Genomic DNA, 24,465 nt, shown 5'->3' on the forward strand with positions numbered 1-24,465 from the left:
GTGATTAGTCTATGAAAGCAAGCAAACTGATTACGGCTGCCTCCCTGATTCTGGCAACATCCCTCGGTTCAACAGTCGCCAGCGCCGCCGACAAAATCCGTATTGCGACGGAAGGGGCCTATGCGCCGTTCAACCTGACCAACGAGCAGGGTGAACTGGTTGGCTTTGATGTGGATATTGCCAATGCACTCTGCGCCAAAATGGAAGCGGAGTGCGAGATCGTCGCCCAGGACTGGGATGGCATTATTCCGGGTCTGATGGGCCGCAAGTACGACGCTATTGTCGCTTCCATGTCGATCACCGAAGAGCGTCTGCGCGTGGTCGATTTCAGTGAGCCCTACTACTCCAATGTACTGGCGTTCGTGGCACCGCAAGGCAGCGATTTCGACGCCAGCCCCGAAAGTCTTGAAGGTTTGACCGTGGGTGCCCAGCGCGCCACCATCGCTGGTCAGTACCTGGAGGATGAGCTGGCCGACAAGGTTAACGTCAAGCTCTACGATACTCAGGACAACGCTTATCTGGACCTGGGCGCTGGCCGTCTCGATGCGCTGCTGTCGGACAAGTTCCCGGCTTATGACTGGCTGCGCACCGCCGACGGTGAAGGTTTCGAGTTCAAGGGCGAGGATATCGATATCGACGACAAGATCGGTATCGCCGTGCGCAAGGGTGATCCGCTGAAAGACAAGTTCAGTGCAGCGATCAAGGCGATTGTCGAAGACGGCACCTATGCTGAAATCAATGAAAAGTATTTCCCGTTCTCCATCTATTAAGATTCTTAAATAAAGAAGAAAGGGAGTGGTCGCCCGCCAAGGGCAGGCTGCTCCCGCGGTGATCTTGTACATGGATCTATTAGGATTCGGTGACCTGCTGCTTTCCGGCACCTGGGTCACCATCAAACTGGCACTGACCAGTCTGGTGTTTGGACTGGCGTTCGGCCTGATTGGCGCATCTGCCAAACTCTCCTCTTTCTGGCCCGCCCGAATGCTGGCGACCGCCTATACCACGCTGGTGCGCGGTATACCCGAGCTGCTGCTGGTGTTGACCATCTATTTCGGTGGCTCGATGGTGCTGATGGCCGTGGCCGAAAAGTTTGGCTACACCGAATATATCGAAATCAGCGCCTTTGCCGCCGGCGTTGCCGCGCTCTCTATCGCCTTCGGCGCCTACTCGACCGAGGTGTTTCGCGGCGCGATTCAGGCGATACCCAAGGGGCAGTGGGAATCGGCCCAGGCGCTGGGCATGACCCGGGGAAAAACTTTTTTCCGCATTATTCTGCCGCAGGTGTGGCGGCTGGCGCTGCCCGGGCTCGGTAACCTGTTCCAGGTGCTGCTCAAGGATACGGCGCTGGTTTCCGTGGTGGGGCTCAACGATCTGATGCGCCAGGCCTACGTGGCGACCGGCTCAACCAAGCAGCCGTTTACCTTTTATATGGCGGCGGCGATTATCTACCTGGGGCTGACGCTGCTGGCAACCCTGACAACCACCTGGCTGGAGCGGGCGGCTGACCCAGCATCTCGGGGAGCGCGTGCATGAGCTGGAACTGGAGCATTATTTTTGAATACCTGCCGCGCCTGATCGATGGCGTGTGGGTCACCCTCGAGCTGGTGTTTTTATCCGGGCTGCTCGGGCTGATACTGGCGGTGCCTCTGGCGTTGATGCGCGCTTCAGACAACCGCTGGCTGCGGATGCTGCCGTTTGGCTATATCTTCTTTTTCCGCGGAACGCCGCTACTGGTGCAGATCTTCCTGATCTATTACGGTGCCTCCCAGTTCGACGCCATCAAGGAGTCCGTACTCTGGCCGGTGCTGAGAGAGCCCTACTGGTGCGCGATTATCGCCTTTACGCTGAACACCGCTGCCTATACCGCCGAGCTGATTCGCGGGGCGATTCAGGCGATCCCGAAAGGGGAGCTGGAAGCGGCTGATGCTTTCGGTATGAGCAGGCCGATGAAAATACGCCGTATAGTGCTGCCGCGCGCGTTCGGCATCGTCCTGCCGGCCTACGGCAATGAGCTGATCCTGATGCTGAAAAGCAGCTCGCTGGCATCAACGATTACGCTGCTGGATATCACCGGCGCAGCCAGGACGATTATCGCCCGCACCTACACACCGCTGGAGATCTTCTTCGCCGCCGGCATGCTTTACCTGCTGATCACCGCGATCATGATCGGCTGCTTCCGGCTCATCGAGCGTCGTCTCAACCGCCACCAGCACTACAAGGGCAGCCATTGAAACCCGGGCGTTGATGCCCGTATGAGGAATGGATAAGGCGAGGATCTGAAATGGTCCGGGATTTTGTAATCAGGATGGACCTGGCGGCGCAGTGATACGAACTCCAGCCAGGCTTACCTGTGTAGGGACGAAAAAAAACCGGGCCAGGCCCGGTTTTTTTACAGTCAGACCTGGCGATCTGCCAGGCCTGAACGCCTGCTTATACGGACAGAGAATCCAGCAGGGTGTTCAGCGTAGCGCTCGGGCGCATCACTTCAGAGGCTTTCGCCGGATCAGCGTGGTAGTAACCACCGATCTCAACCGCCTTGCCCTGAACAGCGTTCAGCTCGTCGACGATCTTCGCTTCGTTGGCGGTCATCTGATCAGCCAGCGGCTTGAAGATCTTCGCCAGGTCGGCATCGTCGGTCTGGTTAGCCAGTTCCTGAGCCCAGTACATGGCCAGGTAGAAGTGGCTGCCACGGTTGTCGAGCTCGCCGACCTTGCGGGACGGTGACTTGTTGTTCTCCAGAACCTGCCCGGTCGCCTTGTCCAGCGCCTGACCCAGAACGCGAGCGCGCTGGTTGTCGTACTTCAGACCCATTTCGTCGAGAGAAGCGGCCAGAGCCAGGAATTCACCCAGGGAATCCCAGCGCAGGTGGTTCTCTTCGACCAGCTGCTGTACGTGTTTCGGTGCAGAACCGCCGGCACCGGTTTCGTACATGCCGCCACCGGCCATCAGCGGAACGATGGACAGCATCTTGGCAGAGGTACCCAGCTCCATGATCGGGAACAGGTCGGTCAGGTAGTCACGCAGGACGTTACCGGTGACGGAGATGGTGTCCTGGCCGCGGATCGCGCGCTCCATGGATTCACGGATAGCGCTGTTGTAATCCATGATGCGGATATCGAGACCGCTCAGGTCGTGTTCTTTCAGGTACTCTTCGACCTTGGCTTTCAGCTGCATGTCGTGAGGACGTTCCGGATCCAGCCAGAAAATGGCCGGAGTGTCGGAGTTGCGGGCACGGTTAACGGCCAGCTTGACCCAGTCGCGGATCGGCGCGTCTTTGGTCTGGCAGGCACGCCAGATGTCGCCTTTTTCAACTTCGTGCTGAATCAGTACGTCGCCGGTGGCGGCGTTGACAACGCGCATGGTGCCGTCAGCCTTCATTTCGAAGGTTTTGTCGTGGGAGCCGTACTCTTCCGCTTTCTGAGCCATCAGGCCAACGTTGGGAACAGTACCCATGGTGGTCGGATCGAAGGCGCCATTGGTTTTACAGAAGTTGATAACTTCCTGGTAGATGCGCGCGTAGGTGGACTCCGGCATAACCGCCTTGGTGTCCTTCTGCTTGCCGTCGCGACCCCACATCTGACCGGAGTTACGGATCATGGCAGGCATGGAAGCATCGACGATAACGTCGCTCGGAATGTGCAGGTTGGTGATGCCCTTGACGGAATCAACCATCGCCATTTCCGGACGCTCTGCGTAGCAGTCGTGAATGTCCTGCAGGATCTCTTCCTGCTGGGAATCCGGCAGTGCCTTGATCTTGTCGTAGACGCTGGACAGGCCGTTGTTCGGGTTAACGCCGAGCTCTTCGAAAGTCTCGCCCCACTTGTCGAACAGGTCCTTGTAGTAAACGCTAACCGCGTGACCGAACACGATCGGGTGGGAGACCTTCATCATGGTCGCCTTGACGTGCAGGGACCACATGACACCGCTTTCTTTGCAGTCGTTCAGGGTGTCTTCGAAGAAGGCGCGCAGTTTTTTGGCGCTCATGAACATGCCGTCGAAGACTTCGCCTTTCTGCAGGGGCAGTTCTTTTTTGACTTCAACGTTGCCATCTTTACCGACGAACTCGATACGTACATCGCCAGCTTCCGGCATGGTGATCGACTGTTCGCTGGAGAAGAAGTCGCCGCCGCGCATGTAGTCGGCGTGGGACTGGGATGACTTGCTCCATTTGCCCATGGAGTGCGGGTATTTGCGGACGAAGGCTTTAACGGCAGCAGGCGCACGGCGGTCGGAGTTACCTTCACGCAGTACCGGGTTCACGGCGCTACCGAGGATCTTGCCGTAGCGGGCGCGGATCTCTTTCTCTTCGTCGGTCTTCGGCTCTTCAGGGAAGTCGGGTACATCGTAACCCTGAGACTGCAGCTCAGCGATAGCTGCGCGCAGCTGCGGCACTGAAGCACTGATGTTGGGGAGTTTGATGATGTTTGCGTCCGGGCTCTGGGTCAGGGCGCCCAGTTCGGCCAGGGTATCGGGGACGCGCTGCTCTTCTTTCAGGCGCTCCGGGAAAGCAGCCAGTACACGTGCGGCAACGGAGATGTCACTGGTGTCGACTTCGATGCCGGCAGCTGCGGCAAAGGAGCGCACGATTGGCAGCAGGGAGTGCGTGGCCAGTGCCGGTGCTTCGTCCGTGATGGTGTAAATGATTTTCTGATTTGATGTCGTCATTCTTTTCCCCAGTGTTGAATGGCTGTGTGGCCAAAAAAGTTCGAGAAGGGGACTTGTGATCGCCCTAATCAACTTGTGTTCAGGGATCTGCGAACAACTCCTGAGGAGGCAAACGCTGCAGGGTTGATGCGCAGGTTCCTACTTTATGAGTATTTTTTGTGGCGATGTATTGTACCGAAAGAGGAGGCGGCGATATACGGCCAAATCCTCTGTAGCGCCCGTTTTTTGGCTTTTTTAGCCCTAAGTCTAATAGGACGGGAGTCCTGTTTGCCGCCGTACAGCCGCTGTGCGGCAAGGGCCGGCTGAGGGTGCCGGCCTGCAAATCAGAGTATTGCTCCCGTTGCTCAGCTAAGTTCGAGCTGTATGTGGAACGTGCTGCCAGTTTCCGGATCGGATGTTACCGCCATGTGTCCCTGGTGCTGCTCGGTGATCACGAAGTAGGGCAGAGACAGGCGCTTGCCGGCACCGGTTGCCGCCTGCTCGATGCTGTCACTGCTCTGCACATAGGGCTCAAACAGGTACATCTGCTCCTCGTCGGTCAGGCCTGTGCCGTTGTGCTCAATGCGGATCGACAGCGCGTCGTAGTTCTCGCCGATAAAGATATTGATGATCGGTCTGTAGCCTGCGGCCTGCTTCTGTGTCATTGCCTGATAGGCGTGTCGCATCAGGCTCAGGAAAACCTGCTGCAGCTCGGTGACGTAGCAGGGGATCATCGGCACATCGTCCTGGTAATCCCGTTTGATTTCCACGGCGGTGAACGGGAAAGTATCCGGCTCTACCAGCACATCACGGGCCTGCTCGATGGCGTGCTCCATGATATCGATGACATTGGCTTCCTGCGGTTTGTCGCTGCGACCGCGCGCGAACTGAAGCAGGTTGCGGATGATCGATTCCACCTTGCGGCCACTTTCCGAGGCGCTTTTCAGAAGCTCCTGCAGATGCGCACTTTCGGGGCTGTTTTCTGTTCCCGGCGGCAGCAGTTTGCCGGACTCCAGCACACCCTGGAAGCTGCGCAGATCGAACAGAATACCCTGCAGAGGCGTGTTGATGTCGCTGGCCATGGTCGTTGCCAGCTCGCCCATGGAGGAAAGCTTGTCGTGGTGAATCAGCATGTTCTCAGCGATGACGCGTTTGGTCACATCATCCACCAATATCACCACGCCTGGTTCACTGTAGTTTTCTAGCGGATACACGGTGATATCGAAGTGGTAGCTGCCCGGTTGGCTGTGGCGCAGGGTGATCGCTTCGCCTTTTTCCAGCGCCTGCTCGATATGGCGCGGAGACACGGTGATATCTGAATAGATCGACCAGAGGTTCTGGCCGATCGCTTCTTCGCTGCTGATGCCGGAGATCTGTTCCGCGCGGCTGTTCCAGTGCGTGATATTCCCCTGTCGATCAAGCCCCACCAGGACCAGCGGCATGGAGCTGAGGATATTCTGAATGTAGGACTGCGATGCCTTGAGCATTTTGGTGGTGATCACGTGCTCGGAAACTTCGCGTTCCAGTTTCGCCGTACGTTCACGTACCCGCTGTTCAAGATGGGTACGGATCTCTTCAAGCGCAACGTTATAACGGCGGGCTCGGCGCCAGGTGACGGATAGAATGATAACCACTAAGGTCAGCAGAATGATCAGTACGCCGCTGGAAAAGTTGGCGACATACTGCCACTTGGTGTCTCCCGCTTCGTCTTTAAACGGAGCGAAGAGGTCTGCAGCGAACAGCAGCGGGCTCTGAAACAGGGCGAAAAAGGTAAGTAGCGCTCGGGTCATATTAGGATGCAGGCCCTTCGAAGAAACAGACAATTGGCGGAGGATAGAGGTTGGCCGGTGACTAGATCGGTGGCGTAAATCGCTAACCTCATGATCGGTCGGATGATTATAGCTGATTCATCGCCCGCCCGGGACCGCCGGATGGTGCAAATTAGTGTACGGACGGTATTGTTTATTGGAAGGGAACTTTCCACTGCTGGTTCAGGGGAGGCTGTCGCGCTTTCAGTTGCTCTATTACCTGGTCAGCTGGTGGCGCGAAGCCAGGTGTTGCGCAACGGGTCAGCAGCAGAGGGTGGCAAGTCGCAGTGCGTGTTTTCAGGGTATTCTTGTGAATAGCGAAGCGGTGTTCCGCCGCGAGGGTGCCGGTTGCAGCTTGAGGTCCAGCTGCCGGGCGAGCCTCTGGCAGATTGGCAGATACTGGCTGCCACCGATGGTAGCTCTCATACTCGGGGAAAGCAGTGGCCTATGCTGGGGGAAATTGAAGTAGCACGAAAACAAGCCGAAGCCCTGGCAGGACCGGTCTCTGGCAGTTGATCCCCGTGTGGCGTTTGAGGTGAAAATACAGCATGCATGAGATGTCGATCGCCGAAGGCGTGATTGAGCTGCTGGAAGAGCAGGCGCGCTCGCAGCACTTCAGCCGTGTCAGGCATGTCTGGCTGGAGATCGGCCCGCTAGCGGTGGTGGAGCAGGATGCCCTGCGTTTCTGCTTCGATGCGGTCGCCCGTCACACCCTGGCGGAGGGCGCTGTGCTGGATATCATCGAGTTGCCGGGCGAGGCCAGATGCCTTGGGTGCGACTCCCGGGTGCCGATCACCCAGCGCTACGACAGCTGCCCCAACTGCGGCAGCTATCGGCTGCAGGTGACCCGCGGTGATGAACTCAGAATAAAAGAGCTGGAGGTAGAGTAGCGATGTGTACCGTTTGCGGTTGCGGCGCCGGTGAAACCCGGATGGAAGGGCAGCATCAGCATGATCACTCCCATGCACACCAGCACGGCCATCATCATGGGGATCATCAGGGTGAAGGTGCTTCGCCGTTGGTGGCTCAGGGGCAGGATCTTCATTATGGCCAGGGCGCCGCCCATGCTCATGCGCCGGGCCTGAGCCAGAGCCGGATGGTGCAGATAGAGCATGACATCCTCGGTAAAAATGACCGTTACGCAACGCAGAATCGGGCCCGCTTCGAGGCGGCATCGATCTTCGCTCTTAACCTGGTGTCGAGTCCCGGCTCCGGCAAAACCGCGCTGCTGACACGCACCATCGAGATGCTGGGCGAGCGCGTGCCGCTGGCGGTGATTGAAGGTGATCAGCAGACTGCCAATGACGCGGAACGCATCCGCGCCACCGGTGCGGCGGCGATCCAGATCAACACCGGCAAGGGCTGTCACCTGGATGCCCACATGGTAAGCCATGCCATGGAGCGGCTCGATGATCTGCAGGGTGGAGTACTGTTTATCGAGAACGTAGGCAACCTGGTCTGTCCGGCGGCATTTGATCTGGGTGAAGCGCACAAGGTGGCGATCCTGTCGGTCACCGAGGGTGAGGACAAGCCGCTCAAATACCCGGATATGTTTCATGCAGCTGACCTGATGCTGCTGAATAAAACCGATCTGCTGCCGCACCTGGATTTCGACGTTGACGCCTGTATCGAATACGCCCGGCGGGTGAATCCTGATATTGAGGTCATCCAGCTCTCGGCCCGCTCCGGTGAGGGGATGGGGCACTGGCTTGAGTGGATCGAAGCGCGGCGCACGGCGCGTATTCGCGAGCGTATATCGGCACTCGATCAGCAGGCGCGGGCGCTCGAAGCGCTGCTCTGAACGGAGGCAAAACCATGCACTATCAGCCGCGCCCCAGCGTACTCTGCGTTGATGCTGAGGTGCGTTCGCTGGAACCCCTTATTCGTTATCGTTCGATCAACAGTCGGGCGGCGCGGGATCCGGAACGCTTCCGCGTATTGCTAAGAGCCAAGCTCGAACGTCATGGGCTGGAGAGCCAGTGATGCAGGGCCTGCGCTTGCGTGTCAGTGGTCAGGTGCAGGGGGTCGGGTTTCGCCCCTTTGTGCATCGGCTTGCCACATCGCTGGCGCTTGGCGGCCAGGTACGCAATACCGGCCAGGGCGTGTGTATCGACCTTTGGGGCGATGCTGCGGCGCTGGAGAATTTCCGTATACGCCTGAGGAACGAACTGCCGCCGCTGGCGCGGATCGAGCGCCTCGACGAAGAGCCCCTGAGCGCCGCCGGTCGGCCGAATCAGTTTCAGATCACCGACAGCGAAAGCCTTGCGATGGCACTGGATCTGCCAGTTACGCCCGATGCCGCCGTCTGTACCGCCTGCCTGCAGGAGCTGTTTGACTCCGGCAACCGCCGCTACCGCTATCCATTCATCAATTGCACCCACTGCGGGCCGCGTTATTCGCTGATCCGGCGCTTGCCTTACGACCGGGCCAATACCAGCATGGCGCAGTTCGAACAGTGCCCCCGCTGCCTTGCCGAGTACCGCAATCCGCAACATCGTCGTTTCCATGCCCAACCCAACGCCTGCGCTGACTGTGGCCCGCGTCTCTGGGCCGAGAGCAGCACTGGCTCTGTGGTCGAAGGGGATCCGCTGATGCTGGCCGTCGCTGCCCTGGAGTGTGGAGAGATTCTGGCCATACGCGGTATTGGCGGCTTCCACCTGGTGTGTGACGCCCGCAATGCCAGGGCGTTGCAACGCTTGAGGCAGCGAAAAGGCCGGCCTGACAAACCCTTTGCGCTGATGGCGTTGAACCTCGGATCGCTTGAGCCTCTGGTCGAGCTGACTGCTACCGGGCGGGCGCTGCTGACCTCATCGGCGGCACCGGTGGTGCTGCAGCCTAAGCGACATCCGGCGGCACTGCCGGATGCGGTTGCGCCGGGGCTGGATCGTTACGGTGTGATGCTGCCGCACACGCCGCTGCACTGGCTGCTGTTCCACGAAGCGGCCGGTCGGCCAGCAGGCACCGGCTGGCTGGATAAAAATCATCCGCTGGTTCTGGTGATGACCAGCGCCAATCGCAGCGGTGAACCGTTGATTACCGGCAACGATGAGGCGCGGAGCAAGCTCGACGGCATCGCCGACCTGATGCTGCTGCATGACCGAGAGATCGAGCATCGCTGCGATGACTCGGTTTATAACGCTACATCAGAACCAGCAGCGCTTATCCGGGCTGGGCGGGGGATAGCGCCGTTATGCCTGCCGTTTGCCGGTGAGGGAGCGCCGGTGCTGGCACTGGGGGCCTATCTCAAGAATACGCTCTGTATGACGCGTGGCAGCAACGCTTTTCTGTCGCCGCATATCGGTGATCTGGATAATGCGGATAACTGCCGTACGCTGGAGCAGACGGTCTCCGAGCTGACTAACCTGCTTGAGATCTCTCCCGCGCATATCGCCTGTGATCTGCATCCGGACTTCTATGCCAGCCGTCTGGCGCGAACCCTTGCCGACGAGCAGGGACTCCCGTTACACCCGGTGCAGCACCATCATGCGCACATAGCGGCGGTGATGGCGGAACACCAGCTGATCGAGCCGGTGCTGGGGCTGGCCCTGGATGGCGTCGGGCTCGGTAGTGATGGTCAGCTACGCGGTGGCGAGCTGCTACGGGTCGATGCCGGCGGGTTTACACAGCTTGGCGAACTCGCGCCGATTCTTCTGCCCGGTGGCGACCGTGCCGCCCGGGAGCCCTGGCGTCTGGCCGCTGGCGTATTGCATAGCCTGGGGCGGGCGCAGGAGATTCCCGAACGCTTTGCAGATGAACCGGCAGTAGCGCCGCTGATGCGGATGCTGGAGCGGGGAACCCACTGCCCGCCCACGTCCAGCCTGGGGCGGCTGTTCGATGCGGCGGCGGGCATCCTGGGTATCTGCCGGCGCCAGAGCTACGAGGCGCAGGCGCCCATGCAGCTGGAAGCGCTGGCGGCGCAAGCAACAGCCGATGGCATCGACGAGTCCTGTTATCGCATAGAGGAGCAGGCCGGAGGGCTCCGGCTGGATCTGACGCCGCTGCTCGCGTCGCTGACCGATGAAAACAGCGTTGCGGCAGGCGCCTGCCGGTTTCAGGCTACGCTGGTAACAGCACTCACCGACTGGGTGCTGCAGGCCGCTGCGCAGCAGAGGCTGCAACGGGTCGCTTTGGGCGGAGGCTGCTTTCTGAACCTGGCGCTGCGTGATGGCCTGCGCAGCCGGCTTGAAGGCGAGGGGCTCAAGGTGCTTCTGCCGCAGCAACTACCCTGTAACGATGCCGCGATCAGCCTGGGCCAGGCCTGGGTGGTAAGAATGAAACTTGATAACACAAACCGATAATTACAGCTGTAACCGAGGTAAGTGATATGTGCCTGGCCATTCCGGTAAGGATTGAAGAGTTGATCGACGAGGAGCGTGCTCTGGCCGATATTGGCGGCCTGCGCAAGGAGATCAACGTGGCACTGGTCGATGACCTGTCCGTGGGAGATTACGTGATCCTGCACGTGGGCTACGCCCTGAACAAGCTTGATCCGCAGGAGGCAGAGAGAACCCTGGCGCTGTTTGCAGAACTCGGTCAGTTGCAGGACGTTTGCGATGAGGCTGAGACCGGGGAGGACTCGGTATGAAGTACGTCGACGAGTTTCGCGATGCGGAAAAAGCCCGCGCCATCGCCGGGCAGATCGCTAAACAGGCGACCCCCGAGCGTCGTTATAACCTGATGGAGTTCTGCGGCGGCCATACCCATGCGATTTTCCGTTATGGAATACCCGGCCTGCTGCCTGATAACGTGCGCCTTATCCATGGTCCGGGCTGCCCGGTCTGCGTGCTGCCGATTGGTCGTCTGGATATGGCGATTGCGCTGGCGCGCCGTGAGGAGGTCATTCTCTGTACCTACGGAGATATGCTGCGCGTACCGGGCTCAGGGCGGGAGAGCTTGATGAAGGTACGTGCCGAGGGTACCGATGTACGCATACTTTACTCTCCCGCCGATGCGCTGAAGATAGCGCGCGAGCATCCCGATAAACAGGTGGTTTTCTTCGCAATCGGCTTTGAGACCACCACGCCGCCCACGGCGCTGGTGATCGAGCAGGCGAAAAAGCTGGGGCTGACCAACTTCTCCGTGTTCTGTAACCACGTCCTCACACCGGCAGCGATGCATGCGATTCTGAATACGCCGGAGGCTGAGAATGGTGCCCTGGAGCTGGATGGCTTTATCGGCCCGGCCCATGTCAGCACGGTGATCGGATCGGCACCCTATGAACCTTTTCCTGAACGGTATAACAAGCCGGTGGTTATCGCTGGCTTCGAGCCGCTGGATGTTCTGCAGGCGATCCTGATGCTGATCCGCCAGCTCAATGAGGGTCGCGCCGAGGTTGAGAACGAGTTTACCCGTGCAGTGACCCGCGGAGGCAACCTAAAAGCGCAGGAGGCGGTGAATCGGGTATTGGCGTTAAGGTCCAGCTTTGAGTGGCGCGGCCTGGGTGATATTCCGGAGAGCGCACTGCAGATCCGCGATGACTATGCTGAGTTTGATGCCGAAAAACGGTTCTCGGTGGAACAGCTTTACGGGCGCGAGAACAGGGCCTGCGAGTGTCCGGCGATCCTGCGCGGCGCGAAAAACCCCCGTGACTGCAAACTGTTCGGCGACCCCTGTACGCCGGATAACCCGCTGGGTTCCTGCATGGTCTCGTCCGAAGGCGCCTGCGCCGCCTACTACAGTTATGGCCGTCACACCCAGCGGCGTATCCCGGTCGGGGAGTCCAGCGCATGAGTCGTCTGAATTTCGCCAATGGACGGGTCGAGATGGTTCACGGCAGCGGCGGTCGCGCCATGGCCGAACTGATTGATCAGCTCTTTGCCCCTGCCTTTGATAATGAATGGCTGGCGCAGGGTAACGATCAGGCCCGGTTCAGCCTGCCAACGGGAAAGGTGGTGATGGCCACCGACAGCCATGTGGTATCGCCGCTGTTTTTCCCTGGTGGTGATATAGGTTCGCTGTCGGTTCACGGCACCATCAACGACCTGGCCATGTCTGGCGCGACGCCCTGTTACCTGTCCGCCGGTTTTATCCTGGAAGAGGGCTTTCCGTTGGCGGACCTCAAGCGCATTGTTTATTCCATGGCGCAGGCGTCAAAGCAGGCGGACGTACCGATCGTAACCGGCGATACCAAAGTGGTGGAGCGGGGCAAGGGCGATGGCGTATTCATTACGACTACCGGTATCGGCGTGGTTCCGTCTCATCTGGCGTTGTCCGGTGACCAGGCAAGACCGGGCGATGCGATTTTGCTTTCCGGTCCCATCGGTGATCACGGTGTCACGATTCTGTCCCTGCGTGAAAGCCTGGGGTTTGCGTCGGATATCTGCTCGGATTCCCAGGCGCTGCACAGACTGGTGGCAAGCATGGTGGAACAGGTGCCTGAGATCCGCTGTATGCGTGACCCGACCCGGGGTGGACTGGCAAACACGCTGAATGAGCTGGCTCAGCAGTCCGGCGTGGGTATGCAGCTGCAGGAGCGGCGCATTCCGGTGCGTGAGCCGGTGCGGGCGGCCTGCGAGTTTCTTGGTCTGGATCCGCTTTACGTGGCCAATGAGGGCAAGCTGATCGCTATCTGTCCGGCGGAGAAAGCCGAGCAGCTGCTGGCGGTGATGCGTGACCATCCCCAGGGACAGGGTGCGGCGATTATTGGTCAGGTGGTGGAGGACAGCCACCGCTTTGTGCAGATGGAAACCCTGTTTGGCGGCAACCGCATGGTGGACTGGCTCAACGGCGAGCAACTGCCGCGGATCTGTTGATCCGGGCAGGCAGGCTCGAATAGAGGCGGCGCAGGGTGAGCGAGTTTGGTGTCGCCCATAGGGGTTGTTTTGCCCGCCTGTTCAGGCGCCGTGGAGATGGGTATAGATCGCCAGCGTTGCAAAGCCGATGGCGAGCATGGCCGGGGCGTAGAAGCGGTTCAGCTTCAGCAGCGTCAGGGCGCCGATACCGTAGCGCGACTGCAGGCTGATCTGAACACCGGAAAAGGGTGACAGGCTGACGCCAAGTGACCAGCTCAGCAACAGGGTGATGCCCAGCAGGTCGGGGTCATCGACGCTTGGCATCAGTATGCTGCCCGCCAGTACCACACTGGTGACCGGGTGCATGCCGATCATTGCCAGGCCGATCATCACGGCCAGTGTGCTGCAGGCTGCCACCAGGCCAAAGTGAGCCGGCGCCAGGCGGATATCCAGGGACAGAAGCAGGGCACCGATACCGGCGGCCAGCACGGCGGCGGCCACAAACAGGGTGACTTCACCTCCCAAGCGCGGTAGTCCGTGGCGCACATGTGTTGCCAGAATGCCGGGAGCACTGCGACCGCTTTTTACCGGCAACCAGAGCAGGGTAAACAGCAGGGATAGCAGAGTTACCAGCGTGATCACCGACACGTCAGGCCAGAGCTGGTGGGCAATAATTACCAGTACCGCCAGAAAGGTTGGAATCCACAGTGCTCCCAGGTGCAGCGGGTAGCCTGGTGTTTCCGCGACCTCAGGGTGACGGGCTATCTGCCAGCTGGTGAGCAGCAGGCCGATGACTGCCACGGGTATACCGTAGAGTACCAGTGTGCTCAGGCTGGCGCCCGGAGCGCTGATCAGTACCACGCCCATCGCTGCGAAAAAGGGCGACCAGACGGCACAGTTGCCGAAGCTGCGCAGCAGCGTCAGGCCCTGTAACGGAGTCAGCGGTCTCTGTGCGCTGAGCCTGTCACCCAGAATCATCACCGACGACATATTGATCACCGAGCCGATCAGGTGACCGCCAAAAAGGGTGGCGTTGAGGGCACGCGCGCCGGGCGGCAGCTGTTCATCAGTTTCCAGGCCGCTCAACGTAACCAGGCGCAGGAAGCTGACGGCGACCAGCATGGCGATAATCATCTGATTGGCTTCCAGAGCCTTGAGCAGGTAACCAGCTCCATCGCCGCCGATAAGCAGGCTGGTTACCAGAGCGAGCACGCCGACCGCCAGTAACAGGATGCGCTGTGTTCTCTGTCCGCGCTGCTGATGGCGTAACAACAGGGCCAGGGCGATCCAGGCGGGAATGCCGGCCAGGTAGCCGGGGATTTGCCCGGTGAGTGCCGCCAGGGTGCTAAGTGGCAGTATCGAAACCAGTACGATGCCGGGCAGCAAGGTCACAAGGTCGGATTGATCGACGGTCTGGGTGTTCGCGGTGCTCATATTGTTCTCTGTCGGTGGCGCTGGAAGCTTTGGGCGTGTTCTGTGGCGTGTCAGTGTTTCCGGGTCGGTAGCTGCGGATAGCCTGATCACCCGTTTGCGCAGGGTGAGGAGCCGGTGATTTACTGCAGATCGGATAAAGAGGGTGCAGGCCGCGTCTACCGAACTCCTGATAAGAGCCGCAAGAGAGTCAGACAGCTAAGGGTTTAAGCGAATCAGGGTTTAAGCAACCATCGGTTTAAGCTATTCAGCGCTTAAGCATTGGCGATTGCCGGGGAAACTGTTGTCAGCACGATTAGTTGGACCAATATACTTAATGCTGACAAAAAACGTCAATTATTCAGCGGAAAGCTGAAGGGCGGGCCGGCAGGTTGAACCGGGTTTAAAGGCAGGGGGTGATTGGCGCTGCCCCGGGCAGGGCAGCGCTCAGGTTTACTGGGCAGCAGCCAGGCTGACCTTCTCGAAGTCCGGTGAAACTTCCATCGCTTCCATCAACTTGCCAACATGGGCAAGCAGACGATAACGGGCGTACCATTCGTCGAACATGCCGTTAATCTCGTCGGAGCGAGCAGTGAAGTACTCGTTCTCTGAGTCGAGCAGGTCAAGCAGGGTGCGCTGCCCAATCTCAAACTGACGCCAGTAGGCTTTACGGGTCTCGTCGGCTGACAGCGAGTGTCTCTCCAGCTGTTCCTGCTGCTGATAGATGTTGTTCAGCTTGTTCCAGGAGGAGCGGGCGTTGGCTTTCAGCTCACGCTGTACCGCGATGGCGGATGCCCGCTGTGCCTTGCTCAGATGCTCGAGCTGTTTGACACGGGCGCTGTCGGCACCACCGTTGTAAGCGTTGTACCGTGCCCTGAGCATCGCCAGTGCTTCGTCTTCTCGGAAGTCGGAGGCATCAACACCGTGATTGGAGCTGGCGCTGAGTTCCAGGTGCAGCGTCGGGTGGAAGGCGGAGCGTGCGACGTTTTCCTGTGCCAGCGCTGATTCATGCCGGGCGATCGCGGCCAGCAGGGCCGGGTGTTCGGTCAGAGCGATGGCAACGGCGTCTTCAGGTGTAGACGGCAGGTAAGTACAGCACTTGTCGGTGGGCATCTGCAGATCCTCCGGCGGGTGGCCGACCACACGCTCGAAGTTGATTTCCGCTTCCCACAGGTTGCCATCCGCAACAACCTTGTTTGATGACGCCAGTGCCAGGCGCGCTTCTGCCTGCTGCAGGTCGGATTCGGAGCCGAAACCCGAATCGAAGCGACGCTTGATACTGTTGTAGGTGTCCCGGTGCGCTTCCAGGTTTTCGTTGGTCAAATCGAGCAATTGCTGGTAGCGCAGTACATCGAGGTACACCCGTGTGACACTCAGTGCCGTGTCTTCTGACGTTGCCAGCAGGGCCAGGGCCGAAGATGAAGCGGTTGATTCCGCTGCATCGACGCGGCTCTTGGTGGCGTAGCCGTCATAGAGCATCTGACTGGCGCTCAGCGTTGCCTCGCGCCGGTTCATGTCTTCGCTGTCAGGGGCTGTGCCGGCGTTATCAGTCCATTCGTAGCCGTAGCCAAGCAGCAGGTCGGCTTTCGGGTAGTACCCGCTTTTCGCGATTTTTACCTGTTGCTCGTCCGTCAGGCGTCGAGTGGCATCGAACAGAACCAGTGGATTGGTTTCCATGGTTTCCGTGATCGCCTCATCGATCGTTTGCGCCTGAGTTAACGGCGAAACGATCCCAAGAGTCGCGCCAGCCAGAGCTACTACCAGTGCCTTGCGCATCCTTTGCTTGTCCATAGGTTGGCCTTGAATTCAGTTAGCGTAAGTTAATTTCGACACGGCGGTTCCGTTCCTCTCGAACACCATCACCCGTATCTATCAGTGGCTGAGTCTCGCCGAGCGACCTGGTGGTGATGGTATCCGCGTCCACCCCGATCTCGATGAGGTCCTCACGAACTGCGTCTGCGCGGCGCTGGCCCAGTGCCTGGTTGAGAGGTTTGGAGCCAGAGGTGTCCGTATGACCGGTGACGATCACTTCAGGTGCCGCGCGCTCCAGTACCGCCTGGTAAAGGCGCTGGGCTTCCTGCTGTGAGGCATCTGTCATTACGTCGGAATCAAAATTGAAGTAGATCAGGGAGTAGATAGGTGCAGGCGGCAGTGCGTCGGCTGCATCGCCTGGCAGTGCAGGACAGAACGGTGGTGGTTCGCTGGAAAGAAGAATTTCGCCGCCATCGTTGGCAGCCAGGTCAGAGGTTGGCGTGTCCGGACCGAAGGTATTTACAGCGCCACTATAAACGGTGCACCCGGTCAGGGTGGACAGCAGAATCGTGGATCCAAGCAGTTTGGCTGATCGGCTCATTCTGCAATTTCCTTATCAAGCGGGTTGGCTACCTTGATGGCAAACTCGGTATCAGGAACCTCAAGGATGGCGGTAGGCGTTTGAACCTTGACGGCACCGGGGCGTTTTTCGACCAGTTTGCCGGCAATCATTGCCAGGGAGCCGCTATTGACCTTCACATCCAGGTTGCCGTCGTTGCTTCTATCGTCGAAGGCGAAATTATCCAGTGACAGGGCAGAGTTGGGGCCTGCACCGAGGCGGGTGTCATCATCGAACAGCAGGCCGATGCTGCCGGATTTACTGGTGATAATACGGTCCAGTTCATTGACGCGTGCGCCGAGCTGGGCGCTCAGGGTTTCGCCATTGCGGATTACTGAGACATCGCCCTCGAGGGTTTTGATGGTCGCGATCGATTCCGCGAAAGACAGCATGGGTAGCGTCAGCAAAGCCAGTGACAGGCATAGGTTTTTTGCTGGGGACATCGTTGGGTTCTCCTTTACCCGCCGGTCTCTCATGCTTGTCGCCGGCGATAAAACCTGTTTTGTTTATGATACACGAGGCAATAATATTCTAGCCCAGAGGCGTCTTGCTACAAGCGAAAAGCTACCCTCAGAGAAGAATTTTGTTTGCGCCGGGTTTACTGTCGCACTACAGAGACATCTGAAAATAGGCTCTATGGGGTAGCTCGAACCGACATTCTATGCGGTCTAAGTTATCGCGGCCCGGTTCCTGTGCCTGGTCAGAGCAGGCTTTTATAACGCGGCAGCTGTTTTCTTTGGATATCAAGCCTGGCCGAATAGGGCGTAGCCGCCAGTTGTCCGTTCGCGACGGACATCATTCAGATTGCTGCTTTGCCGGTTCAGATTCCAGCACTCGATAAGACCGATACGCTTGAAGAGTGTACAGGGCGTAACGCATCCGCGTGATGCCCAGGATGCCCAGGATGCCGAAATGCACCGTCAGCTAATTCTTTAGTGCTAACGTAAGTGCGTTTTAATCTTTATTAATTTTGAAAGTGGCTCGGTAATTGTAGGGTTTTTCTCCGTGCATGGCGGGTGAAGGCCGATCATCTAAGATTAAGTTATTAAGCTGTTGATTTGATTTTGAATTACCAGCCTCACCTCTGGTTCGTTAACCGTCAGGTTTTCTGGAGGTGTTTCATGTTTGATATAACGTGTCGGGCTTTGGGCCCCTTGGTAGCGCTGACAGCGCTGCTGGTTTCGATAAATGCTGTTGCAATAGGGCTTTATGATCAGGGAGTGGGGCGGATTGATCATCAGGTTGCTGCCTTGCAGGCTCAGATTCGAGCACTTAATAAAATCGATGCGCTTGAAGAGGCGTACCGGACGGGGCGGTCATATACGCTCTCCGAGGACGTGGTGCGCACCCGTGATATCGCGGGGTTCGACCTGCAACTGGAGATATTGCGAATTCGCCTCGGTTTGGGCCGCGAGGCGGATCTGTGCCTGTCGGTCTGCTGAGTGTGAGCGACATTCAAGGGTTGGTAACCTGATCTGTTGATGGATCAGGCGAAAAACCACATGCCGACAATAATCGCGGTGGTTATGCCCACCGCATCGCACAGCAAGCCGGCCCAGAGGGCGTAGCGCATCCGCGTGATGCCGACGACACCGAAATACACCGTCAGTACATAGAAGGTGGTTTCAGTGGAACCCTGCATGATTGCGGCGAGGCGTCCCGCCAGCGAATCCACGCCGTAGGCGTTGATCGTTTCCAGCATCATCGCCCGTGAGCCGCTGCCACTGAATGGCTTCATAAACGCCACCGGCAGGGCATCGACGAAAGCGGTGGTGATGCCGGCAGCTGCGAGCAGGGAGCCGATGCCCTGCAGTAATAACTCCAGGGCACCGCTGGCGCGGAACATGCCGATCGCCACCAGCATGGCGACCAGGTAGGGAATCAGCATAACCGCGGTCTCGAAGCCGGACTTGGCGCCCTCGACAAACTCGTCGTAGATCCGCACCCGGCGGATAAGTCCGGCAGCTACAAACAGCCCGATAATGAGCAGCAACAGGCCGTTGGCGACGCTGGATGATACCTGTGAGAGCTGTTCAACCGGCAACTGACCCAGCCAGTATATGAAGCTTGCGATCACTGCCACTAACCCGGCCAGCCAGCCAAGAATGACAGCATCTACACGGATTTTCTGAATCGCCATGACCGCCAGCAGGCCCGACAGGGTCGATGCCGTGGTGGCCAGCAGTATCGGGATAAACACGTCGGTAGGGCTGGCCGCTCCGGCCTGAGCGCGATACATGAAGATCGTTACCGGCAGCAGCGTGACCGAGGAGGTGTTAAGTACCAGGAACAGGATCTGCGCATTGCTGGCGGTATTGGCAACGGGGTTGAGCTGCTGCAGTGCCTGCATCGCCCGAATCCCCAGGGGCGTGGCGGCGTTATCCAGTCCCAGCATATTCGCCGCAAGGTTCATGGTGATGGCGCCTTGCGCAGGATGGCCGGCGGGTACTTCCGGCATCAGCCGGGAGAACAGTGGCGTGAGGCCTCGGCTGATTTTAGCGACCAGTCCCGCTTGCTCGGCGATACGAAACAAGCCCGACCAGAGCGCCAGTAACCCCACCAGGCCGATGGCGATCTCCACCGATAAGCGCGCCATATCGAAGCTGCTCTCGACTACTTTCTCCAACACCTCCGTGTCGCCGGTTCCCCAGCGTATGGAAGCAACCAGGATGCTTATCAGCATCAGGCCCGCCCAAACCTGATTCAAATTCCATCTCCCTTGCTCAGAAGAGCAGCCAGTATACGCCCGAGCATAACAGATCTAACCGCGGGTGCTGCAATGGCGAATGACCAGGTTGTTAGCGGGCGCAGCAGCTGCTCGGAAAGTGAGCCGCTAACTGCCGCTTTTTAGCGCATTCTGGATTGCGGCGCAGGCATCGATCCAGGGTTGCATCGCATTCTGCTGCCTGAGCATATCCAGCCCCGCTTTCGTGAAGGTACCTTCGGTGGCGATGGAGTCGCATATCTCCCGTAACGGCAGTTCCGGGCGGGCCGAAGCCAGGGCTGTAGCACCACTAACCGAATGGGTAACCAGCGCGCGGGCTTGATCTGCGTCCAGTCCCTGCCCGGTAAACCAGTCGGTCAGCTGATCAAGAAAATCGTAGATCCAGCCGTTCATGCAGGCGGCGGTCGCAGCCAGCTCGAACTTGTCTTCGCTATCGAATACGATCAGCTCCCCGAGTTGCGAGAGCAGCGCGTTGGCCGAGTCATGATCTGGGTAGAGCGGCACGACACCAGCAGCAAACTCGGCAGGCGCCAAAGGGAGAGTACGCACCACCTCGGCGGAGCCTGCCAGCGACTTCAATGTCGATAGCGGTACACCGGCAGCGCAGGAGATCAGCAGATGGTGGGCGGTGAAGCTGAGATTGGAGAGCAGGTCTTCAAGCTGGGCGGGCTTGACGGCGATCAGCAGCAGATCGCACTGGTCGACCAGGCTTTGATTATCGGGGGCGATAATGCAGTCATGGTCCCGGCGCAGTCGCTCAGCCGTTGTTATCCCGCGTGGTGATACCAGAATCGGGCGTTTGTCACCCGCATTGCGAAGGCCCGCGACCACATAACTGGCCAAATGTCCGGCGCCAAGAATACCGATCGATCTGCTCATTGCACGCGCTCCGCTCCAGCTGAAAGATGTTTGCGGTCTGCATTATAGGCTGAGCCTCGGCGTAGCCGTCCAGAGCGTAAAAAGTGATAGAGGGGCCGCGCTGACGAGCCTGGTCACTGAATTTGTTAATCGGCTTTATCAAGCACGCGATTCTTGGCCTCGATCCACTGCGCCATATACTGGGTGCTTTTCATGCTGTGGTGTCTGAGCATTGCGCCGGTGAAGTTGGCGAGGCGGTGGCTGTCCAGTTCAGACCGGAGCTGTTGTAGCCGTTCAATCAGGGCATCGGCATGCTGATTAAAGTCAAAGCGCCGGTTGTGCAGCTCAAAGCCCTGCTGCTGATAGCTCAGCCATCGTTCGGGATCGGTGTAAAGCACAACTGCCTGCTCGGCGAACTGCTCGGGCGTATCGGTTACCGGTTGTGGCCAGTCATTGTCGCCGGCCATGCCTTCGGCGCCGATGGAGGTCGTCACAGAGGGGGTGCCGCAGGCGAGGGCGTCGACCAGTTTGCCCTTGAGGCCAGCGCCAAAGCGCAGCGGGGCCAGATTAACGCGAGCCTGTCGCATCACGCGGTTCACGTCGTCCGCCCAGCCGCGGATCAAAAAGCCCTGTTTGGGATTGTGCAGTTGTGTCGCTTTGGGTGGCGGATAGGCGCCGTAGATATGCAGTTCGGCCTCCGGCAGTCGGGCTCGTATCAGCGGCCAGATCGTCTGCTTCAGCCAGAGTACCGCGTCCCAGTTAGGCGCATGGCGGAAGTTGCCGATGACAATGAAATGCTGGCGCTCATTAAAAGAGGGCAGGAGTTGCTGCTGTTCTGATGTGACCGCGGGCTGCATGAACGGACTTTCCAGCAGCAGTGTCGGGTCAACCTTGAAAGTCTCCCGAAGCAGAGCGATCTCCGCCCGGGATATCATCAGTGTCAGGTCGCTGCGCAGGATAGCGGCAACTTCACGTTTGGCATGCTCCGATAACAGCTGCTCCGCCGGGACATCGAGTTCAACCTGTCCACTTTGCTTGCTGGCCTGGTGACGAGCGTGGCGCAGACAGGACAGGTCTTCGGTGTCGAGCAATCGGATAGCATCCGGGCAGTGTTTTTCCACCCGCCAACCAAACTGCTCCTCCATCATGAAGCGATCGAACATCACCAGATCTGGCTGGAGTTCGCTGATAAAGAGATCAAAGCTGGAACAGTTAAGGGCGATACTGACTTCCTGGATGCCGCGAGCGGGAAGGTCGGTGCGATGGATGCTCTTCTCGGCGGGGCTGGCAAAGGTGACCTGCCAGTTCTGGCGACGAAAAGCCTCAAGCAGGGCCAGCATACGGTAACCGGCAGCGCTGGATGCAGGTTCAGGCCAGACGTAACCGATAACGAGAACGTTCATGCAGAATAATCCACCCGGATAAGAATGCTTGGATCTAAAGGGTGGTTCAGGAGGGGAGGTGAAGAAGATGGTCGGAGTGGAGGGATTCGAACCCCCGACCCTCTGGTCCCAAACCAGATGCGCTACCAAACTGCGCTACACTCCGACTTTCTACTTCAGGATGGCTCCTCGAGCTGGACTCGAACCAGCGACCAATAGATTAACAGTCTACTGCTCTACCAACTGAGCTATCGAGGAATATCCCGTTCTCGATTTAGGTGATTGGCTCCTCGAGCTGGACTCGAACCAGCGACCAATAGATTAACAGTCTACTGCTCTACCAACTGAGCTATCGAGGAACACCTCAACCGAGGCCGCGTATATTAATGAGGCGGATGGGGTGCGTCAAGGAAGAATTTTAAAAGTTTTCGTAACCGGCTCATGCAGTGTAATCTCCTGATCAAATAATGACTTACATCCATCGTAAGCGCGATCAGGAGCCAAGGCCCCATGACCCTCATATCCGGAAAAGATGCCCCGCTGAACCAGTCAATTGTCAAGATGCAAGATAGGTTGAAATCACTGGGCTTCGAGCTTGAAGAGCTGGAATGGCGCAACCCGGTACCTCATGTCTGGTCGGTACACCTCCGTGATCGGAACTGCCCGACCCTTTCAACCAGAGGTAAAGGGAGCAGCCGTGATGCGGCGCTGGCGAGTGCGTTGGGGGAGTTCTTCGAGCGGGCCGCGACCAATAGTTTTTTCTCCGACTATTACCTCGGTGAACAGATAGCGCATGGCGAATTCGTACATTATCCCAACGAACGCTGGTTCGAGCCTGCTGCGGGGCGCTGGCCGGATGGCCTGCTCGATTCGGTGACCCGGGATCATTACGACTTTCACGATGAGCTGGATCCGGCTGATCTGATTGACCTGAACTCCAGCAACTGGGATCGAGGCATCTGTGCCTTGCCCTTCGTCTGTCAGCGTAGCGCTGAAACCGTCTGGTTTCCGGTCAACATCATTAGCAACCTGTACGCCAGCAACGGCATGGCGGCGGGTAATAATAAGTGGGAAGCACGGGTACAGGCGCTGTCAGAGATTTTTGAACGGCATATAAAGAGCACGATTATCTCCACGGGCATCAGCCTGCCGCGGATACCCGGATACGTGCTGCGCCGCTACCCCGAGATTATAGAGACCCTGGACCTGCTCAAATCCCGGGGCCTGGCCGTGGAGATCCGCGATGCATCCCTGGGCGGCAAGTTCCCTCTGGTGAATCTGACACTGATCAACCCGGATGATGGTGGTTGTCGTGCGGTGTTTGGCGCGCATCCCAAGTTTGAAGTGGCGATGGCACGAGCCTTTACCTCGGCTTTGAATGGAAGCGAGTCGGACCAGCTGGTTGGTTTCAGTGAACCGACCTTCAATCTGGATGAGGTGGGCACGCCCGAGAATCTTGAGAAACACTTTTTTGAATCCGCCGGAAAGGTAGCCTGGGACCTTCTGTCCATCGAAACGGACTATCCATTTACCGAGTGGAATATCGAAGGTGACAGTCAGGCGGAGTTCGAAGCGCTGAGCCAGCGCATTCATCGTGTCGATATGGATATCTACATCGCGGACTACGAGCACCTGGGCCTGTATGCCTGCAGGATCATCGTACCGGGCATGTCAGAGGTCTATCCGGTCGACAAACTGATAAAACAAAACAATAACCTGGCGATCGAGATGCGTGCGCCGTTGCTGGGTATCAATGAGCTGGACGCCGAGGTCTACCCGGAGCTGCTGGACTATCTGGACGCGGCAGGCTTTGATGAGTCGCTCACTGTCGCCGATCTCCTGGGGCTTGTTCCCGATCCCGATACGATTTGGGAGCATTTAAGCGTTGGGGAGCTCAGGCTGCTATTGCTGCTTGCGGTGGGGCGGCAGGAAGAGGCAATAGACGCAATCCAGGAAGTGTTGGGGGCTGACTCCGTGCCAGCGCAGCGCGCTTTGTTGCTGCGCTGTGTGAAAGCGGTGCTCTCAATTACTCTGGATCCGGTCAAAGAGCTGAAAAACTATCGCAAGCTGCTGACAAGCATTCATGGTGAGCCGCTGTTCAAGCGTGCAGTAGCCATGTCCCGCGGCGCTGAAATCTTCGAGGAGTTCAAAACCGACAGCGAGCAGCTGGGCACCTTTACCCGCCACAGCGAACTGCTGGCAGCTTATCAACGCTTGCAGTCTCTGAAAGTGGATGCAAACAGCCAAGGCTGAAACTGACCCCTTTCTGCTGACGGCGCGGCGCTTTGGGATCTGTCTGTACTTGAAGCTGATGATGAACTACCGCTCAATCCGCGCATCAGCAGAGATGCGGCTTTTAAGCTGAAGAGCGTTAAAGAGCGTTTTAGTGACCTGGATCAAACCCCGCGATTGAAGGTGATTTCTCCCCCGGATGGCCGTCGGTACCAGTGAATCCGGGCCTTTCAGGTTTTCTTCTGAGTATTCCTCCGCACCGAACCTCAAGATAAGCATCCAGCCCTGTACCACGGTACAGTGT

The 24,465-nt window shown here is 58.4% G+C and carries 21 protein-coding genes and 3 tRNA genes; 12 read left to right on the forward strand and 12 right to left on the reverse strand.

Features of this window, described 5'->3' with window-relative positions:
• Window positions 1-11 precede the first annotated feature (11 nt).
• From ACQUQP_RS08795 to ACQUQP_RS08805, 3 genes are all read left to right on the forward strand, one after another.
• Window positions 12-770 (forward strand): ABC transporter substrate-binding protein, encoded by a 759-nt coding sequence (locus ACQUQP_RS08795; protein ID WP_432698423.1) that lies wholly within the window; start codon window positions 12-14, stop codon window positions 768-770.
• Window positions 771-840: 70 nt separating this feature from the next.
• Complete coding sequence (locus tag ACQUQP_RS08800; protein ID WP_432698424.1) at window positions 841-1,533, forward strand: ABC transporter permease; 693 nt, start codon at window positions 841-843, stop codon at window positions 1,531-1,533.
• Window positions 1,530-2,231, forward strand: coding sequence for an ABC transporter permease (locus ACQUQP_RS08805; RefSeq protein ID WP_432698425.1), 702 nt, complete (start codon window positions 1,530-1,532; stop codon window positions 2,229-2,231). The genes ACQUQP_RS08800 and ACQUQP_RS08805 overlap by 4 nt, the downstream gene beginning before the upstream one ends.
• Window positions 2,232-2,430: 199 nt before the next feature.
• On the opposite strand, the gene ACQUQP_RS08810 is transcribed toward ACQUQP_RS08805, so the two are convergent.
• Window positions 2,431-4,665 (reverse strand): NADP-dependent isocitrate dehydrogenase, encoded by a 2,235-nt coding sequence (locus tag ACQUQP_RS08810; protein WP_432698426.1) that lies wholly within the window; start codon window positions 4,663-4,665, stop codon window positions 2,431-2,433.
• 344 nt (window positions 4,666-5,009) lie between these two features.
• On the reverse strand, window positions 5,010-6,434 hold the full coding sequence (locus tag ACQUQP_RS08815; RefSeq protein ID WP_432698427.1) for a two-component system sensor histidine kinase NtrB: 1,425 nt from the start codon (window positions 6,432-6,434) through the stop codon (window positions 5,010-5,012).
• A 566-nt stretch (window positions 6,435-7,000) separates the two neighbouring features.
• Here ACQUQP_RS08815 and hypA point away from each other — a divergent pair.
• Genes hypA through hypE form a run of 7 tightly spaced genes read left to right on the forward strand, consistent with a single transcriptional unit; the run spans window position 7,001 to window position 13,204 of the window.
• Window positions 7,001-7,342 (forward strand): hydrogenase maturation nickel metallochaperone HypA, encoded by a 342-nt coding sequence (hypA, locus tag ACQUQP_RS08820; RefSeq protein ID WP_432698428.1) that lies wholly within the window; start codon window positions 7,001-7,003, stop codon window positions 7,340-7,342.
• Between the two features lie 2 nt (window positions 7,343-7,344).
• On the forward strand, window positions 7,345-8,253 hold the full coding sequence (hypB, locus tag ACQUQP_RS08825) for a hydrogenase nickel incorporation protein HypB (protein WP_432698429.1): 909 nt from the start codon (window positions 7,345-7,347) through the stop codon (window positions 8,251-8,253).
• A gap of 14 nt (window positions 8,254-8,267) precedes the next feature.
• Complete coding sequence (locus ACQUQP_RS08830; protein ID WP_432698430.1) at window positions 8,268-8,435, forward strand: hypothetical protein; 168 nt, start codon at window positions 8,268-8,270, stop codon at window positions 8,433-8,435.
• Window positions 8,435-10,750 carry a carbamoyltransferase HypF gene (gene hypF, locus ACQUQP_RS08835; RefSeq protein ID WP_432698431.1) on the forward strand — a complete coding sequence of 772 codons (2,316 nt, stop codon included), beginning with the start codon at window positions 8,435-8,437 and terminating at the stop codon, window positions 10,748-10,750. Before ACQUQP_RS08830 ends, hypF begins: the two co-directional genes overlap by 1 nt.
• A gap of 26 nt (window positions 10,751-10,776) precedes the next feature.
• Window positions 10,777-11,037: a HypC/HybG/HupF family hydrogenase formation chaperone gene (locus ACQUQP_RS08840; RefSeq protein ID WP_432698432.1), complete on the forward strand. Its 261-nt coding sequence runs from the start codon at window positions 10,777-10,779 to the stop codon at window positions 11,035-11,037.
• Window positions 11,034-12,182, forward strand: a complete 1,149-nt coding sequence (gene hypD / locus ACQUQP_RS08845; RefSeq protein WP_432698433.1) for a hydrogenase formation protein HypD — start codon at window positions 11,034-11,036, stop codon at window positions 12,180-12,182. Before ACQUQP_RS08840 ends, hypD begins: the two co-directional genes overlap by 4 nt.
• Window positions 12,179-13,204 carry a hydrogenase expression/formation protein HypE gene (gene hypE / locus ACQUQP_RS08850; RefSeq protein WP_432698434.1) on the forward strand — a complete coding sequence of 342 codons (1,026 nt, stop codon included), beginning with the start codon at window positions 12,179-12,181 and terminating at the stop codon, window positions 13,202-13,204. The genes hypD and hypE overlap by 4 nt, the downstream gene beginning before the upstream one ends.
• Window positions 13,205-13,285: 81 nt before the next feature.
• On the opposite strand, the gene ACQUQP_RS08855 is transcribed toward hypE, so the two are convergent.
• The 4 genes from ACQUQP_RS08855 to ACQUQP_RS08870 form a co-directional block, all read right to left on the reverse strand.
• Entirely contained in the window at window positions 13,286-14,617 is a 1,332-nt protein-coding gene (locus tag ACQUQP_RS08855) for a hypothetical protein (protein ID WP_432698435.1), read from the reverse strand.
• 429 nt (window positions 14,618-15,046) lie between these two features.
• Window positions 15,047-16,384: a TolC family outer membrane protein gene (locus ACQUQP_RS08860; protein ID WP_432698436.1), complete on the reverse strand. Its 1,338-nt coding sequence runs from the start codon at window positions 16,382-16,384 to the stop codon at window positions 15,047-15,049.
• 19 nt (window positions 16,385-16,403) lie between these two features.
• Window positions 16,404-16,946: an OmpA family protein gene (locus ACQUQP_RS08865; RefSeq protein WP_432698437.1), complete on the reverse strand. Its 543-nt coding sequence runs from the start codon at window positions 16,944-16,946 to the stop codon at window positions 16,404-16,406.
• Window positions 16,943-17,407 (reverse strand): FecR family protein, encoded by a 465-nt coding sequence (locus ACQUQP_RS08870; RefSeq protein WP_432698438.1) that lies wholly within the window; start codon window positions 17,405-17,407, stop codon window positions 16,943-16,945. Before ACQUQP_RS08870 ends, ACQUQP_RS08865 begins: the two co-directional genes overlap by 4 nt.
• Window positions 17,408-18,085: 678 nt before the next feature.
• Here ACQUQP_RS08870 and ACQUQP_RS08875 point away from each other — a divergent pair.
• A complete protein-coding gene (locus ACQUQP_RS08875; RefSeq protein WP_432698439.1) occupies window positions 18,086-18,406 on the forward strand; it encodes a hypothetical protein in 321 nt (106 codons plus the stop codon).
• 44 nt (window positions 18,407-18,450) lie between these two features.
• Here ACQUQP_RS08875 and ACQUQP_RS08880 read toward each other — a convergent pair whose 3' ends face one another.
• From ACQUQP_RS08880 to ACQUQP_RS08905, 6 genes are all read right to left on the reverse strand, one after another.
• The gene (locus ACQUQP_RS08880; RefSeq protein WP_432698440.1) at window positions 18,451-19,671 is read right to left on the reverse strand and encodes a nucleoside recognition domain-containing protein; all 1,221 of its coding nucleotides are present in this window, start codon (window positions 19,669-19,671) and stop codon (window positions 18,451-18,453) included.
• Between the two features lie 126 nt (window positions 19,672-19,797).
• The gene (locus ACQUQP_RS08885; protein WP_432698441.1) at window positions 19,798-20,568 is read right to left on the reverse strand and encodes an NAD(P)-binding domain-containing protein; all 771 of its coding nucleotides are present in this window, start codon (window positions 20,566-20,568) and stop codon (window positions 19,798-19,800) included.
• A gap of 125 nt (window positions 20,569-20,693) precedes the next feature.
• Window positions 20,694-21,950, reverse strand: coding sequence for a glycosyltransferase (locus ACQUQP_RS08890; protein ID WP_432698442.1), 1,257 nt, complete (start codon window positions 21,948-21,950; stop codon window positions 20,694-20,696).
• A 68-nt stretch (window positions 21,951-22,018) separates the two neighbouring features.
• Window positions 22,019-22,095: transfer RNA gene (locus ACQUQP_RS08895), tRNA-Pro, on the reverse strand.
• A gap of 16 nt (window positions 22,096-22,111) precedes the next feature.
• Window positions 22,112-22,187: transfer RNA gene (locus tag ACQUQP_RS08900), tRNA-Asn, on the reverse strand.
• Window positions 22,188-22,212: 25 nt separating this feature from the next.
• Window positions 22,213-22,288 (reverse strand) — tRNA-Asn (locus ACQUQP_RS08905).
• 151 nt (window positions 22,289-22,439) lie between these two features.
• Between ACQUQP_RS08905 and ycaO the strand changes: the two genes are divergently transcribed.
• Entirely contained in the window at window positions 22,440-24,182 is a 1,743-nt protein-coding gene (gene ycaO / locus ACQUQP_RS08910) for a 30S ribosomal protein S12 methylthiotransferase accessory factor YcaO (RefSeq protein ID WP_432698443.1), read from the forward strand.
• The last annotated feature ends 283 nt before the right edge of the window (window positions 24,183-24,465 follow it).

Origin of the sequence: Marinobacterium sp. YM272 (assembly GCF_050908845.1) — a bacterium.
Lineage (GTDB): Bacteria > Pseudomonadota > Gammaproteobacteria > Pseudomonadales > Balneatricaceae > Marinobacterium_D.

Excerpts from the sequence above, each read along its gene's own strand:
- ACQUQP_RS08795 (WP_432698423.1), top strand. The coding sequence starts at position 12 with ATGAAAGCAAGCAAACTGATTACGGCTGCCTCCCTGATTCTGGCAACA.
- ACQUQP_RS08800 (WP_432698424.1), top strand. The coding sequence starts at position 841 with ATGGATCTATTAGGATTCGGTGACCTGCTGCTTTCCGGCACCTGGGTC.
- ACQUQP_RS08805 (WP_432698425.1), top strand. The coding sequence starts at position 1,530 with ATGAGCTGGAACTGGAGCATTATTTTTGAATACCTGCCGCGCCTGATC.
- ACQUQP_RS08810 (WP_432698426.1), bottom strand. The coding sequence starts at position 4,665 with ATGACGACATCAAATCAGAAAATCATTTACACCATCACGGACGAAGCA.
- ACQUQP_RS08815 (WP_432698427.1), bottom strand. The coding sequence starts at position 6,434 with ATGACCCGAGCGCTACTTACCTTTTTCGCCCTGTTTCAGAGCCCGCTG.
- hypA (WP_432698428.1), top strand. The coding sequence starts at position 7,001 with ATGCATGAGATGTCGATCGCCGAAGGCGTGATTGAGCTGCTGGAAGAG.
- hypB (WP_432698429.1), top strand. The coding sequence starts at position 7,345 with ATGTGTACCGTTTGCGGTTGCGGCGCCGGTGAAACCCGGATGGAAGGG.
- ACQUQP_RS08830 (WP_432698430.1), top strand. The coding sequence starts at position 8,268 with ATGCACTATCAGCCGCGCCCCAGCGTACTCTGCGTTGATGCTGAGGTG.
- hypF (WP_432698431.1), top strand. The coding sequence starts at position 8,435 with ATGCAGGGCCTGCGCTTGCGTGTCAGTGGTCAGGTGCAGGGGGTCGGG.
- ACQUQP_RS08840 (WP_432698432.1), top strand. The coding sequence starts at position 10,777 with ATGTGCCTGGCCATTCCGGTAAGGATTGAAGAGTTGATCGACGAGGAG.
- hypD (WP_432698433.1), top strand. The coding sequence starts at position 11,034 with ATGAAGTACGTCGACGAGTTTCGCGATGCGGAAAAAGCCCGCGCCATC.
- hypE (WP_432698434.1), top strand. The coding sequence starts at position 12,179 with ATGAGTCGTCTGAATTTCGCCAATGGACGGGTCGAGATGGTTCACGGC.
- ACQUQP_RS08855 (WP_432698435.1), bottom strand. The coding sequence starts at position 14,617 with ATGAGCACCGCGAACACCCAGACCGTCGATCAATCCGACCTTGTGACC.
- ACQUQP_RS08860 (WP_432698436.1), bottom strand. The coding sequence starts at position 16,384 with ATGGACAAGCAAAGGATGCGCAAGGCACTGGTAGTAGCTCTGGCTGGC.
- ACQUQP_RS08865 (WP_432698437.1), bottom strand. The coding sequence starts at position 16,946 with ATGAGCCGATCAGCCAAACTGCTTGGATCCACGATTCTGCTGTCCACC.
- ACQUQP_RS08870 (WP_432698438.1), bottom strand. The coding sequence starts at position 17,407 with ATGTCCCCAGCAAAAAACCTATGCCTGTCACTGGCTTTGCTGACGCTA.
- ACQUQP_RS08875 (WP_432698439.1), top strand. The coding sequence starts at position 18,086 with ATGTTTGATATAACGTGTCGGGCTTTGGGCCCCTTGGTAGCGCTGACA.
- ACQUQP_RS08885 (WP_432698441.1), bottom strand. The coding sequence starts at position 20,568 with ATGAGCAGATCGATCGGTATTCTTGGCGCCGGACATTTGGCCAGTTAT.
- ACQUQP_RS08890 (WP_432698442.1), bottom strand. The coding sequence starts at position 21,950 with ATGAACGTTCTCGTTATCGGTTACGTCTGGCCTGAACCTGCATCCAGC.
- ycaO (WP_432698443.1), top strand. The coding sequence starts at position 22,440 with ATGACCCTCATATCCGGAAAAGATGCCCCGCTGAACCAGTCAATTGTC.